The organism is Sinorhizobium sp. KGO-5 (assembly GCF_036245905.1).
GTDB lineage: Bacteria > Pseudomonadota > Alphaproteobacteria > Rhizobiales > Rhizobiaceae > Sinorhizobium > Sinorhizobium meliloti_A.
This window is the reverse complement of sequence record NZ_BDIZ01000013.1, coordinates 64,349-77,955: the sequence shown is the minus strand read 5'-3', so window position 1 is coordinate 77,955 and position 13,607 is coordinate 64,349. Positions and strand designations below refer to the sequence as shown.

Sequence of the window (13,607 nt, the reverse complement as noted above, 5' to 3'; positions counted from 1 at the left end):
AACGGATGCGGCCGCCTCAGCAAGCTGGACATGATGCCATGACAATCATTGCCGAAACGGCCGCGCGGCGCAGGCACGCCGGGCGAACCCGCCTTTCCGCCAAGCATCGCGAATGGATCGCGGGCTATCTTTTCGTGTTGCCCGATGCGCTGGGGCTATTCATTTTTCTCGGCGTCCCGATGGCGCTTTCCCTCGTGCTCAGCGTCTTCGAGGTCAACGGTTTCGGCGGTTACTCCTTTGTCGGCGCCAGGAATTACCTGCGCATGTGGAACGACCCGCTGTTCTGGAAGGGAGCGAGGGTCACCGCGCTCTACGCGATCATGCTGGTCCCGCTGCTCTACGTGTGCGGGCTGGGCCTTGCCCTTCTCGTCCAGCGCACCGATCGCTTCAACGCGATCATGCGTTCAATGTTCTTTGCACCCCACATGGTCAGCCTCGTCGTCGTCGCGCTCGTTTGGCAATTCATGGTCGTCGACAAGATCGGCGTAGTCAGCAGACTGACCGCCGCTCTCGGCATCGGCGGCATCTCCCTCCTCGGCGATCCCAACTTCGCGCTAATCACCATCGTCCTGGTCAGCGTCTGGTTCCTGATGGGATTCTACATGCTGATCTTCCTCGGCGGCCTGCAAGACATTCCCCGCCAATATTACGAGGCGGCGATGATCGACGGGGCAGGCGCCATCGCCCGGTTCTGGTTCATCACGCTGCCGCTCCTCAAGCCCACAAGCTTTTTCGTGATCATGGTGTCCATGGTCGCGGCAGTCGCAGGCGCGCAGGCCTTCGACATCATCTATGTGATGACCAAGGGCGGGCCTGCGAACGCGACGTCGGTACTGATCGTCTATATCTATCAGCAGGCTTTCGGTTTCGGCGCCTTCGGCTACGCGGCTGCCATGGCCTCCATCCTGGTTGTGGCGCTGATGATCGTGACGGCTGTTTTCTTTGCTCTTACGCGGGGAGGACGGTTCCATCATGAGCAGTAAGCGCCCCCAGCCTTTTTTCTCCCGATCGCAGGTGACGCTGGTCCGCGGCCTCTGGATGGTGGTGACCGCCATACTCGCCTTCATGACACTCTTTCCGCTCCTCTGGATGGTGTCGATCGCCTTCAAGCCGGCCGCCGAGTCGTTTTCTTCGAACCTCATTCCGCAGGCACCGACGCTAGACAATTTCATCTATGTGCTGACCGGCGTTCCGTTCATCCGCTACATGGCCAACAGCTTCCTCGTGTCCGCCACGGTCACGATCGTGGCGCTGTTCTTCCACACCATGGCCGGCTATGCGCTGGCGCGGCTGAGATTTCCCGGCCGAGAGGTGATGTTTCTCGCGATCTTCTCGACGTTACTGGTCTCGCTGCCGGTGATCATCGTGCCGCTCTTCGTCATCGTCAAAGCCATGGGCATGCTCAACTCCTATGCAGGATTGATCATCCCGGCGATTTTCAACGCCTTCGGCATCTTCCTTCTCAGGCAGTACTATCTGTCGCTGCCCAAGGAGATAGAGGAAGCCGCGCGCATCGACGGCGCGGGTTACTGGCGGATCTACTGGAGCGTCATCCTCCCGCTCAGCCGCCCTATCATGTCGGCACTGGCGATTCTGTTTTTCCTGGCCAACTGGAATTCCTTCCTGTGGCCGCTCACCATCACATCGGACCCCGATCTCTGGGTCGTCCAACTCGGGATTGCGAATTTCAAGAGCCAGTATTCGGCATCCTGGAACTACATGATGGCCGCTTCCACGATCGTCGCCATCCCGACCCTCATCCTTTTCGTGATCTTCCAGAGGCAGATCATGGATTCCCTCAAGACCAGCGGACTCAAGTGAGCTGCGAGCGAATATACAGGAGCAATTCGAATGACCAATGCCGGCCTCTCGCCCCTTCGCGGTCTCGCGAAGCTGCGCAAAGCGAAAACGCGCCGCTTCTCCAGCCATGACCGCACCGGCGGCAACGACGACAGGCTGCACATCGAACCCGGCAAGACGGTGGTGATCGGCGAATATGAAGGTGCCGGCATCATCACCCATATCTGGGCGACGCTCGCATGCGAGAGCGAGGACTTCCTGCGCAAGATCGTGCTCAGGGCCTACTGGGACGGTGAAACGGAGCCGAGCATCGAAGCGCCTGTCGGCGACTTCTTCGGCATGGGCCACGCCCGCACCGCCAATTATGCAAGCCTGCCGATGCAGGCGAGCCCGGAGGACGGCAAGGCCTTCAACTGCTACTTCCCCATGCCCTTCGGCTCGCAAATGAAGTTCACCGTCACCAACGAGGCGGAACACGACCTCCTCTTCTACTACTACATCGATCTCGAGCTTCACGATGTCCTCGAAGAGGACATGGGCCGTTTCCACGCACATTACCGCCAGGCACGGCCGGCGGGTATGAGCGAAGCCGGGCTGACAAACGAACAGTTTCTTTTCGGCGGCGAGAACGTCGATGGTCGGGAGAACTACACGATCCTCGAGGCCGAAGGGCGCGGCCATTACGTCGGCGTACTCTACAGCGTTTATTCGCGGCGCCGTTCCGAGGTTTGGGATTGGTATGGCGAAGGCGACGACATGATCTTCATCGATGGCGAGCAGGGACTGTCGGTACCGGATACGGTGCGCAAGCCCGATCCCCGCATCGGTCCGAAGGCGGCGTTGATCGAACCGCGGCCGGAGTCCGAACCAGGTGCCAACGACGCCTGGCCGCCGACCCTGCACGGCACGGGCACGGAAGACTATTTCAACACCGCCTGGTGCCCCACCCAAGATTATAGCGCGCCCTACCACGGCATCATCGCGGCCGGCGGCCCCAACTGGACCGAACCTGTCACGCTCTACCGCTGGCACATCGAAGATCCCGCCATCTTCCACAAGGCCATTCGGGTGACCATCGAGCGGGGCCATGCCAACCGCCGCGGCGACGATATCTCCTCCGTCGCCTTCTGGTACCAGGCGGAGCCGCATAAGCCCTTCGGCAAGTTCCCCGATGTTGCGGACCGGATACCGGCTTATCGCCGCCCGTTCCACAACATGGAAGCGGCGATGAAAAAGGCGAGAGGCTGAGATGGCCAGCGTTGAAATAAGGAATGTGGTCAAGCGCTTTGGTGCGCTGGAAGTCGTTCATGGTGTCTCGGCAGAGATCGCCGACGGCGAATTCGTCGCGTTGGTCGGACCGTCGGGCTGCGGCAAGTCCACCCTTTTGCGGATGATCGCGGGCCTTGAAGAAATCTCCGACGGAGCGGTCGTGATCGGAGGAGATATCGTCAATGAGGTCGCTCCGAAGGACCGCAACATCTCGATGGTCTTCCAGAACTATGCGCTCTACCCGCACATGACCGTTGCCGAGAACATGGCCTTCGCGCTTCGCTTAGCCCGCCTCCCCAAGGACGAGCAGAAGAGAAAGGTGGGCGAAGCGGCTACCATGCTTGGCCTCGACGGCCTGCTCGAACGGTATCCGGGGCAGCTCTCCGGCGGCCAGCGCCAGCGCGTCGCCATGGGCCGGGCCATCGTCCGCCGTCCTGAAGTCTTCCTGTTCGACGAACCCCTCTCCAATCTCGACGCAAAGCTCCGAGTGCAGATGCGCGCCGAGATCAAAGGTCTGCACCAGCGCCTGCGCACCACCAGCATCTACGTGACGCACGACCAGATCGAAGCCATGACGATGGCCGACCGCATCGTCGTCATGCGCGACGGCAATGTCGAGCAGATCGGGACGCCGCTGGAGATTTTCGACTATCCTCGCAATCTCTTCGTCGCGAGCTTCATCGGCAGTCCCTCGATGAACTTCATCGAGGGCGAGGTCGTTGACGGCACGTTCCGGGCGCCCGGCGACATCGTCATTCCTGCTCCCGATCTGTCTCACAAGGGGCCGGCCGTCGCGGGAATAAGGCCGAACAAGCTGCAGATCGGCGCTAACGGCCCCTCCGCCAAGGTGCTGATCGTGGAACCGACGGGCGACGAAACACATCTTTTGGTGGAGCTTGGCGGAGCGCAACTGGCGATGTTGCTTCGCGAACGCACCAGCCTCGCGCCCGGTGACCGGATCGGTCTCGACCTCGCCTCCGCTGATATTCACTTCTTCGACGCTCATACCACCTTGCGGCTTGGAGCACGTCCAGGAGAAGTGCGAAACGGTTTTCCGTCCGCAAGTGCGTAGAGCCGGCCGCTTGACCTCGCCGCGAGTGGCGCCGGTCAGCCCGGGCACGACGCCGCGGAGGAGCAGGGAACAAATATCCTGAAAGCCGGTTGAGTCGCGAAGCGGAAAGGAGCTACCATGTCCAAGCCGGCAAGCAATTCTGCGCAGGTGCGCGGCGACATCCAGCATGGAAGGACGGGCGACAAGAGGCGCGGCTTCGACCCCGCGGCGGCGCCGCTCGAGACCGATGACGAAGCAGGCGGTATGCCGCCCGGCAGTGAAGCGGTCCGAAACGCCAGGGCCGGGCAGGCCGCGGGGAGGCTGGCCGATACCTCTACCGAGTACAACGACGCGATGCGGCCGCTTGCAGCGGCGGAGACCACCGCACCGAACAGGCAACGGCTGGGGCTGAGCCTGGCCATCATAGCCATGGCCGTCGTGATAGGCGCCTTGATCTACGCCGGCGGGCTTCTCTCGCCGTAAAAGCGGTTCTTCAAACAAGCGAAGGAGTCTCCAAATGCCTGACCGTCGACGCCCCTCGAAAGATCCTCTATCGGAACTGGCCGCTCGCGAGGAAGCCATGTATTTGCGGCGCTCGTCGACGCGCTTTCTCGAATGTGCGATTCATCTCTGCGTGACGCACATGACGCTTCAGGAAGTCGCCGACCTGCTCGAGAAGGAAGCGGCGCAGCTTCGCCGCTTCGGATGAGGTCCGTGAGCGACGGACCGTCAACGCCAAGGCGACGGTGAATTGCCCCTCTGGCCTGCAGGCCGGAGGTTCGCCGCAGCCACTAGTTCCCGATATCTGCTGAATTTCCCAGGATCCTCAAGGTGGGCTCGTCCAGATACGGGCGCTCGCCGCGCCGCAGGAGATAGACCTCCCGCTCGGGATTGGCTTCGATGACGAAGCCGGCGCTTCGCAGCATCGCTTCGACGCCGGCGCGGTTGGGGATGAACCAGTTGGTGGGGTCATCCGCGAAGCGGTGTTCGACGAAGAACAGCTTCGGATAGTCGGGCCGGTCGAAGATCTCCCACTCCCGGAAATCGTAATCACCCTTGAGAGTTGCCACGGATTCCGACCCGCGCTGCATGCACTGGAAGAGCATCTGGTCGCCGACGACATGCTCGTAGAGGAGGTCGAGTGCCAGCAGCGGATGGCGCAGGTGATAGAGAACGCCCATGAAGATGACCAGATCGAATCTCTCGCGCAGCCGTGCCGCGTCGTAGACCGACATAAGCCTGTACTCGATGTCGACCCCCGCCTGCTCCGCGGCAAACTTCGCCTGCCGCAGATAGTGCGGGTCCGAGTCGATGCCGAGTACGCGTCCGGCATTGCGGCGTTTCATCTCCTGCGCGTAGAACCCGGCATTGCAGCCGATGTCGAGGACGCTCCTTCCTTCGAGGTCCTCCGGCACCACATGCCTGAAGGCCTTCCATTTCACCGCGGGATAGTCGCCGAGGAAGTGACCGGGCGCCGTCTCGATGCCTCCGATCCGCATGTTGTGGAACCAGGGACCGAGCGCCGCAATCTCTTGCGCGATGACCGTTCGGTCTTTCGTCTGCTGAACCATGATCACAGATCCTGAGTGACGACGGAAAGTTGCGGCTGGCGCCGGGTGCGGCCGGACCGGCGTTCAGCGCGGCTTCCGGCAAGTGCGCTCTGGAACCAGGCGATCGTATGGGTCAACCCGTCCTCCAGAGGAACTTTCGGCTCCCAGCCGAGAAGCTTCCTGGCGCGCGCGATATCGGGACGGCGACGCTGCGGATCGTCCGCCGGCAGCGGCTCATGGACGATCGTCGAGGCCGTCTGGATCCTGGAGAGGACCAGCTCCGCCAGTTCGATGACGGTGAATTCTCCGGGATTGCCGAGGTTCACCGGCACGGCAGGATTCTCCTCGCGGTTCATCAGCCGGATCAGTCCGTCCACGAGATCGGACACGTAGCAGAAGGAGCGCGTCTGCTCGCCACTGCCGTAAACGGTGAGCGGCTCGTTCCTCAGCGCCTGGACGATGAAATTCGATACGATCCGGCCGTCATTGGGGCGCATATGCGGACCGTAGGTATTGAAGATGCGGGCGACCCGCGTGTCGACGCTTCCCGCCCTCAGACTGTCGAAGCAGAGGGCTTCGGCCGCGCGTTTGCCTTCGTCGTAGCAGGCCCGCGGCCCGGTGCAATTGACGTGGCCCCAGTAGTTCTCCTGCTGCGGATGCTCCTCGGGATCGCCGTAGATCTCGCTTGTGGAGGCCTGCAGCAGCGTGGCCCCGTGCCTTTCGGCAAGCCGGAGGAGGTTCCCCGTCCCGGTCACGCTTGTCATCATCGTGTGGATGGGATCGGCCTGGTAGGAGGGCGGCGAGGCGGGGCAGGCCAGATTGTAGATCTGGTCGAGCGGTTCATCGATGTCGATTTCGTCGCAGACGTCCTGTTCCACCATTGCGAAATAGGGGTCGTCCTGCAGGCCGACGAGATTGGCAGGGGAGCCAGTGAGATAGCTGTCGAGGCAGATCACCCGGTTGCCGGAGCCTAGAAGTGCTGTACAAAGGTGCGACCCGACAAAGCCGGCGCCGCCGGCAACCAGGATGATCTTTCCTCGGCTTGCTTTGTTTCTTTTAGCCATCGGCCGTTCTCCTTTCGGGTTAAACCGGAAGCCGCCGCTCGGAACGCCTTGTGGCGAGACCGGCCCTGGCGGCGACGCTTTCGATTGCCTCGACAAAGGTCCATGCGCGCGCCGCGGAACTGTGCGCGGCGGCGACGCGTCGATAGGCGCAATCGGCAAGTGCTTTGCGTTTTGCTTCGTCGAGCCGCGTCAATGCCGTGACGACATCGCTGCTGTTTCGCGCGATGATCACGGCCTCGCCGGCCGGGAAGAAGCTTTCGATTCCCTCCCACCAGTCGCTGATGAGCGGCGTGCGGCACGCGGCGGCCTCGAAGAGGCGAACGCTCGGGGACCAGCCGGCGGCCACCATGTCGGCCCGCGTCACGTTCAGGGTGAATCGCTGGCGGCTGTAGAATTCGGCATGTTGGCCGGGCGGCAGATGTTCGATGCGCGCGACGTTTTCCGGCCAATCGATGTCCTCAGGATAGCTCGGTCCGGCCACGACGAAGCGCATATGCGGCAAGCGCCGCGCCGGCTCGATCAACAGGCGTTCGAGCGCGGGTTGCCTGTCGGGGCTGAAGGTGCCGAGATAGCCGAGGTCCCACTCGGTGGCCGCACCGGTATCGCGATAGGCGTCGAGGTCGACGGCGCAATAGAGGGGCACCGGCCGCCGCGCCGCGAACTCGTCCCGCAGCCGGTCGAGCGTTCTGCCGCCGGAGAAGGAAAAATAAATGTCGAAGTCCGCCACCTGTCTTCGCGCGAGAAACTCCTCGTCGCCGCGCTCGAGCTTGGCGAGCGTCACGGGCGTGTCGATGTCGTAGAAGCACAGGCGTTTCGGTGCGAGATCCGCGACCGCGTCGATGACCTCCACGCCATCAGGCACGTAGGAGCCGATGACGACGGCATCCGCGCCGGCCAGCCTGTGCGCATGCCTGGAGACGAGTTCGTCCGGGTTCGCGTAGAACACGAGGTCGCAGAAATCCGGCGCGGCCAGATCGCGGTTGCTCGCATACCAGGGCACGTCCCGTTCCAGGAACTTCACCTTGTGCCCGGCAGCGTCGAGCGCGCGAAGCAAAGCGCGATAGGTCGTCGCATGACCGTTGCCCCACGAGGAGGACAGCGAGAGACCGAGAATGACGATGTCGAGCGGTCGCTTCATTCGGCAGCCTCCATGCGGCGCGCCTGCCGCAGGACGCGGTCCACCTCCTCGGCACGGTGCGCATAGGTATGCTCGGCGAGAACGCGGCGGAGCGCCCGTTCGCCGATCTCCCGGGCGCCGGCCGCCGTCAGTTGCTGCATCAGTTCGGCGACGTCGCGGCCGTCTCTGGCGACCAGCACTTCTTCTCCGGGTTTCAGGAAGAGCTCGATGCCCTCCCAGTAGTCGGTGATCAGGCAGGCGCCGGCGCCCGCGGCCTCGAAGACGCGGGTTGCCGGCGAGAAGCCGTTTTCGGCCATGCTGGCGCGTGAAATATTCAGGACGGCATTCGGCGTCGTGTTGAAGGCATTGTGGTCGGCGGTCGGGACGTGCCCGATATAGGCGACATTCGGGGACAGAGACTTGTCGTGCCACCCGGATCCGCCGAGCAGGAAACGCCGTTGCCAGAGCTTTTGCGCCGGCTCGAGGAAGAAGGCCTCCACGCGCTCCTCCCGGTCCGGCAGGCGGTTGCCGAGGAAGGCGAGATCGGCGGCAAAGTGCGGATCCGGCGGCACCGGATGGTGCGTCTCCGGATCGACGGCATTGTAGATCGGAACGCAATCGCGGGCGCCAAGCGCGCGATAGGCTTCGACCACGGGATCGCCGCCGCCATAGGTCAGCACGAGATCCAGGGAGGAAAGCGCGTGGCGAAGCGGGTGGTCGGGCGCGGCCCTTAGTTCGGCCAGAGTGGCGGGTGCATCGACATCCCAGAAGATTTTCAGCGCCGCCGGGCCTGCCGCGGCCATCACCTCGGCGAGCAGCAGTTCGTCCTCGAAGCCGACGCCGCTCGCCTTGACGACGATGTCCGCTTTGGCTGCTTCCTGCGCCACTCGCTTCAACGCCTCGACGGTCCCGTCATAGACGACGACCCTGCACCAGGAGGGCGGATCGATATCGCGGTGCTTCTGCCGATCGTAGACATCAGGCTCGTAGAAGGTGATTTGATATCCTCGTTCGGCAAGCGCCCGGAGTAGGCCGCGATAGTAGGTGGCCGCGCCGTTCCAGTAGGCCGAAACGAGACTCGATCCGTAAAATGCCAGCCTCATACCTCGACCTCCTCCGAAATGATCTGTCGCGCCCCGGAGCGCGGCCTGTAGGAGGCCACGATGGCGAGAAGCTCGTCGACGCGATGGCTGCATGTGTGGCGCGCCCGGATCGTCTCCAACCCGGAGGCGGTCATCTCCGCGGCGAAGTCCGGTTCGGCGAGCAACTGGCGCAGAAGGCGCGTCATCTCCTTGCCGTCCTTGGCAAGGCAAAAATCCCTGCCCGGCCGGAAAAGTCCTTCGGCATCGGTCCAAGGCGCCGAAATCAGCGGAATGCCGCAGGCAAGCGCCTCGAAGACGCGGATCGTCGGTATGCCCGGAAGGGCCTCGACATAAGGCCGGCGCGGAATGTGCACGGTGACCCGATGCTCGGCGAAAGCCCGCGGAACGGCGGCATTGGCGAGCCAGCCGCCATAGTCGATTTTCGCGGACCGTAAAGCCCTGAGCGCGGTCTCGGGATATCGCACGCCGCGGACGGTGGTCCTGAGCTTCAGCTTTTTCGCCGGTTCGACCAGGAAGGACATGATCTCGCTGCTGCGCTCGTCGTCGCCCCAATTGCCGATCCAGATGAGCTCGCCCCGCTTTTCCACGTCCGGCATCGGGTGGAACAGCGAGGTATCCGCAGCCTCGTGCCAGGTATGGACATGCCTTCCCCAGCCCGCCTGCAGATAACGCTCCCGCAGCGCCTCACCGAAGGCCAGAACGAAGTCGTATCCGGAAAGGTCGAGCCGGGCGATGTCCCGCTCGGCGCTGACGGCGCGGTGATGGGTATCGTGGAAAGCGAGCGTGAAGCGCCCGCCATTCAGGCGAATGCGGCCGAGCTCGGCGACGAGAGCGGGATCGGTCCACTCATGCACGATGACGATGTCGGCCTCGCGGGCCGCCGCTTCATGCTCGAAATCGGCCCCGTAGATCCCGACCCTCAAATCGGGGAAGGTCTTGCGGAAGGCAGCGATCGCTCCGTTACCCTGATCTGCGACGAGATTACGCCGGCTCCAGGAATCGCCGGGCTCGAGCGCTACGGCCTCGTGGCCTCGCCGGATGAGTTCGCGCATGACACCGCGCAGAAAATGCGCATTGCCGTGGTTCCAGTCGGACACCAATGAGTGGGTGTAGAAGAGAAATCGCATCCGCTCACTCCGCTGCCGTCAATCGATCGGACCCGCTCATCACCCGCCGGTAGGCGGCGAGCACCGCGTCGCGCTGAGCCTCGACCGTGAAATCGGCTGAGCGCAGCTGCGCCCGCCGGCCAAGGTCGGCCCTGAGCTTTGCATCCTCCGTCAGCCGGTTGACGGCTTCGGCAAAGGCGGCGGGATCACCGGGGTCGGCGAAAAGGGCGACGCCCTCCCAGAGCTCGCGATAGGTTTCGATGTCGGCGAGGACCAGTGCGGCGCCTGCACGCGCGGCTTCCAGCGCCACCAGCCCGAAGGGCTCATAGACCGATGGAGAGACGACGATCGCGGCCTTCGACATCAGCCTCATCGTCCGGTCATGGCTGAGTTCGCCTTCGTGATCGGCATGCATGATCGCCAGGCGCTGCCCGTTCGGGCCTTCGCAGGCACCGGCCATTACGACCGGCCAGGCTATGTCGGCGGCGGCCCTGTCGAGCACGGCGCCGTTCTTGCCTTCGTCCCACCAGCGACCGGCGGCAAAGACGAAGTTTTCCTTGGTGCCGACGGAGCATGCATTCCGGCTCGCATTGTAGACGACTGCGAGATCGGGGATTGCGCCGTAAGTGCGCGTCAGGGTCGCGGCATGGCTTCGGCTCGGCGCGAGCACCAGGTCGGCGCGGTCGAATCCCAGCCGGTTCAATCGCTTCTGCCAGGCCCAGGCTTCCGGCAAACCGGACCCGCGCACCGCAGCGAACCAGGAGGCGACGCAGGAATGCGACATGGTGACGAGCGGTAGTTCCGCCGTTATTCGCGCCGCCTGGGACGGCAGGTTGAGATGGAGGAGATCGACGGAATGCCGGAGCGCAAGTTCGGACAGGAGGTGCGGGACGCAGTCGAGCTCGCTCTCGTCTTCGACCATCCAGTCGAGCGGCTGAGCCGTCCATTCGAGCCGGCCGATGCTGTTTGCCTCGCGCCGTTGCTCCGGGGAAGGTTGCGGGCCGAGGCCGACGATCAGCGGCTCCACGCCGCAATCGCGCATGGCCGCAGCGAGATCCATCGCATAGCGCCAGACGCCGCCAACGGCATCGACGGTCATCAACACCCGCCGCGGCAGTGGGCCCGGGGCCCTGCGGCGGCCGTCAAATCGAGCGGCGGAAACGGCGGGAAGGCTCATGCGGTGACCCTCCGCGGTTGGCGCCGGATCCTGCTGACCGCACCCCGATCGTCGTGAAGCCAGGCGTAGAGGTCGCGCAAGCCCTCGCGCCAGGGCATTGCGGCCCTCCAGCCAAGCGCATCGGCGATCGCGCGCGTATCGGCGACGAAGTACAATTGGTCGCCTGCGCGCCAATCGCTTTTTGCCTTCGAGAGCGTGCGGCCGGTCAAAAGCTCGATCTCGCTCAGCACGTCCATAATGCTGACGGCATTGGCGGGTCCGCCTCCAAGATTGAAAGCGCGCCCCTTCAGGCGGTCGATCGAATTCAGGAGCGCTCTATAGGCCGCGACCGCATCGGTGACATGAAGAATGTCGCGGACCTGCTTGCCGTCGCCATAGATCGAAACAGGCTCGCCGGCGAGGGCGCGAATGAGGAAATGGGCGACCCAGCCCTGGTCCTCGGTGCCGAACTGCCTCGGCCCATAGACGCAGCTCATCCGGAGCACGGCCGTCGGCAAGCCAAAGGAGCGGGCATAATCCAGCACATACTGGTCGGCGACGCCCTTCGAGCAGCCGTAGGGCGTACAGAAATCCAGCGGTTGGGCCTCGCCGACGCCATGCTCGCGTGTCGCCTCGTCGGCCGGCATGTAACGGCCCCGCATGTCCTGCATCGCCATGTGCCCGAGGGCGCCATAGACCTTGTTTGTGCTGGCGAAGATGACGGGCGCACGGCGCCCGGCCAGGCGTGCGGCTTCGAGCACGTTGAGCGTGCCGCGGGCATTCGTCTCGAAATCGTCCGTCGGCTGCTCGAGGCTGGTGGTTACCGCCGTCTGGGCCGCAAAATGAAACACAGCCCTGGCTTCTCTGAAGGCAGGTTCGATCGCGCCGAGGTCGCGGATATCCGCGATCAATGCCTCGACGGCACGGCCGTGGCCGTCCACCAGCCATTCGAGGTTTCGCTCGACGCCGGGACGGCTGAGATTGTCGAGAACGATCACGTGCTCGCCGTCGCGCAGAAAGCTGTCGGCCAGATTGCTGCCGAGAAAGCCGCTGCCGCCAACGACCAGGATCGGCGCCGTCTTGCCGGAAAGAGCGGGCGCCGCCAGATGCCGGTCCGTGCCGACCGTCCGGCCGCTCATAGGACCAGCCCCCGTGCTTCCAGATGGCGTTTCATCTCGGCGCCGCGGTCGATCGCGCCGGCGCTACGGACCCATTGGGCGAAGTCCGCAAGCGAATCCTCGAGCCGGTGGGCCGGTTCGAAGCCGAGAAGGTCGCGTGCCTTGGCGATATCGGCAAAGCAATTGCGGATATCGCCTGAGCGGGCCTTGTTCATGATCTCCGGCTCGATCTCCGGTACACCCATCGCTTCGGCAAGCAGCGAGGCGATGTCCGCAATGGCGTAGGCGTTGCCGCTGCCTATATTGATGACGTGGCCGGCGGCGTGCGGCTGTTCGAGCGCCAGCCGGAAGGCACGCGCCACGTCGCGGACATGCACGAAGTCACGTTTCTGCCGGCCGTCCTCGAAGACCATCGGCGATTGCCCGTTGGCAAGGCGGGAGGCGAAGTTGGCAAGCACGCCCGTATAAGGGTTGGAAAGCGCCTGGCCGGCGCCGTAGACGTTGAAGAGCCGCAGCGCCACCGCGTCCGTCCCATAGGCTTCCCCGAATATGAGGACCTGACGCTCCTGCGCATATTTGGTGAGCGCGTAGATGGAAGCGAGGTCGACCGGCTTGTTCTCGTCGGTGGCGATCGGCCTCAGGCGTTCGCCGTCAGGACCGGACGGGTTCCAGGCGCCGGCTTTGATCTCGGCGGGGGATCGCCGGATATGCGCACGACGCTCGCCGGTCGTCGTCTCGTACAAGCCTTCGCCGTAAACGCTCATGGAAGAGGCGACGACGATCCGCCGAATCGGCATGCCGATCATCGCCTCGAGCAGGACGGCGGTGCCCAGGTCGTTCACGCCGACATAGCGGGAAATCTCGTACATCGATTGGCCGACGCCGACTTCCGCGGCGAGATGAATGACGTGATCGACGTCCTTCAGCGCGCTTTTCACCGCGTCTGCGTCGCATATGTCGGCGCGCCGCATGTCTACTTCCGGTGGCAGCGTGACCTGCGCATCCGCATGGACCTGATCGTTCAACGCATCGAGGACGCGCAGGTCGTAGTTCCTTGAAAGAAGCTCTTCGACAACATGCCGCCCTATGAAGCCGCAGCCGCCGGTAACAAGTACTTTTGTCATAATGCACCTGATGATGACCAATCAGAGATAGAGACAAACCTCCAACAAACGTGCGTCGCAAATGTTCCTTCTTCTTTGACTTCTTCTTCTTTGATGTTCTTCTTTGATCCCCCGGGGGCGTCGCCCCGTGCCAAGGTACAAACCTCTCT

At 63.6% G+C, this 13,607-nt stretch carries 14 protein-coding genes; 6 read left to right on the top strand and 8 right to left on the bottom strand.

Annotated features, from left to right (window positions below):
• Positions 1 to 38 precede the first annotated feature (38 nt).
• The 6 genes from BHD07_RS29550 to BHD07_RS29525 all read left to right on the top strand — a co-directional run bounded on the left by BHD07_RS29550 (position 39) and on the right by BHD07_RS29525 (position 4,829).
• Entirely contained in the window at positions 39 to 983 is a 945-nt protein-coding gene (locus tag BHD07_RS29550) for a carbohydrate ABC transporter permease (RefSeq protein WP_338284099.1), read from the top strand.
• On the top strand, positions 973 to 1,821 hold the full coding sequence (locus BHD07_RS29545) for a carbohydrate ABC transporter permease (RefSeq protein ID WP_338284098.1): 849 nt from the start codon (positions 973 to 975) through the stop codon (positions 1,819 to 1,821). Before BHD07_RS29550 ends, BHD07_RS29545 begins: the two co-directional genes overlap by 11 nt.
• 30 nt (positions 1,822 to 1,851) lie before the next feature.
• Positions 1,852 to 3,048, top strand: a complete 1,197-nt coding sequence (locus tag BHD07_RS29540) for a glycoside hydrolase family 172 protein (protein WP_338284097.1) — start codon at positions 1,852 to 1,854, stop codon at positions 3,046 to 3,048.
• A gap of 1 nt (position 3,049) precedes the next feature.
• Positions 3,050 to 4,141, top strand: coding sequence for an ABC transporter ATP-binding protein (locus BHD07_RS29535; RefSeq protein WP_338284096.1), 1,092 nt, complete (start codon positions 3,050 to 3,052; stop codon positions 4,139 to 4,141).
• 117 nt (positions 4,142 to 4,258) lie between these two features.
• Positions 4,259 to 4,603, top strand: a complete 345-nt coding sequence (locus BHD07_RS29530) for a hypothetical protein (protein WP_338284095.1) — start codon at positions 4,259 to 4,261, stop codon at positions 4,601 to 4,603.
• Between the two features lie 34 nt (positions 4,604 to 4,637).
• Positions 4,638 to 4,829 carry a hypothetical protein gene (locus BHD07_RS29525; RefSeq protein ID WP_033046178.1) on the top strand — a complete coding sequence of 64 codons (192 nt, stop codon included), beginning with the start codon at positions 4,638 to 4,640 and terminating at the stop codon, positions 4,827 to 4,829.
• A gap of 82 nt (positions 4,830 to 4,911) precedes the next feature.
• On the opposite strand, the gene BHD07_RS29520 is transcribed toward BHD07_RS29525, so the two are convergent.
• From BHD07_RS29520 to BHD07_RS29485, 8 genes are read right to left on the bottom strand one after another with little or no spacing between them, the layout of a single operon-like run.
• Positions 4,912 to 5,691: a TIGR04290 family methyltransferase gene (locus tag BHD07_RS29520; protein WP_026168915.1), complete on the bottom strand. Its 780-nt coding sequence runs from the start codon at positions 5,689 to 5,691 to the stop codon at positions 4,912 to 4,914.
• Positions 5,692 to 5,693: 2 nt separating this feature from the next.
• Positions 5,694 to 6,734, bottom strand: a complete 1,041-nt coding sequence (locus BHD07_RS29515) for a UDP-glucuronic acid decarboxylase family protein (RefSeq protein WP_338284094.1) — start codon at positions 6,732 to 6,734, stop codon at positions 5,694 to 5,696.
• A 19-nt stretch (positions 6,735 to 6,753) separates the two neighbouring features.
• A complete protein-coding gene (locus BHD07_RS29510; RefSeq protein WP_338284093.1) occupies positions 6,754 to 7,872 on the bottom strand; it encodes a CgeB family protein in 1,119 nt (372 codons plus the stop codon).
• Complete coding sequence (locus BHD07_RS29505; RefSeq protein WP_338284092.1) at positions 7,869 to 8,954, bottom strand: CgeB family protein; 1,086 nt, start codon at positions 8,952 to 8,954, stop codon at positions 7,869 to 7,871. The genes BHD07_RS29510 and BHD07_RS29505 overlap by 4 nt, the downstream gene beginning before the upstream one ends.
• Positions 8,951 to 10,081 (bottom strand): CgeB family protein, encoded by a 1,131-nt coding sequence (locus tag BHD07_RS29500; RefSeq protein WP_338284091.1) that lies wholly within the window; start codon positions 10,079 to 10,081, stop codon positions 8,951 to 8,953. The genes BHD07_RS29505 and BHD07_RS29500 overlap by 4 nt, the downstream gene beginning before the upstream one ends.
• A gap of 4 nt (positions 10,082 to 10,085) precedes the next feature.
• The gene (locus tag BHD07_RS29495; protein WP_338284090.1) at positions 10,086 to 11,237 is read right to left on the bottom strand and encodes a glycosyltransferase family 4 protein; all 1,152 of its coding nucleotides are present in this window, start codon (positions 11,235 to 11,237) and stop codon (positions 10,086 to 10,088) included.
• Positions 11,234 to 12,355, bottom strand: a complete 1,122-nt coding sequence (locus BHD07_RS29490) for an NAD-dependent epimerase/dehydratase family protein (protein WP_338284089.1) — start codon at positions 12,353 to 12,355, stop codon at positions 11,234 to 11,236. Before BHD07_RS29490 ends, BHD07_RS29495 begins: the two co-directional genes overlap by 4 nt.
• Positions 12,352 to 13,458 (bottom strand): NAD-dependent epimerase/dehydratase family protein, encoded by a 1,107-nt coding sequence (locus BHD07_RS29485; RefSeq protein WP_338284088.1) that lies wholly within the window; start codon positions 13,456 to 13,458, stop codon positions 12,352 to 12,354. The genes BHD07_RS29490 and BHD07_RS29485 overlap by 4 nt, the downstream gene beginning before the upstream one ends.
• Between the last annotated feature and the right edge of the window lie 149 nt (positions 13,459 to 13,607).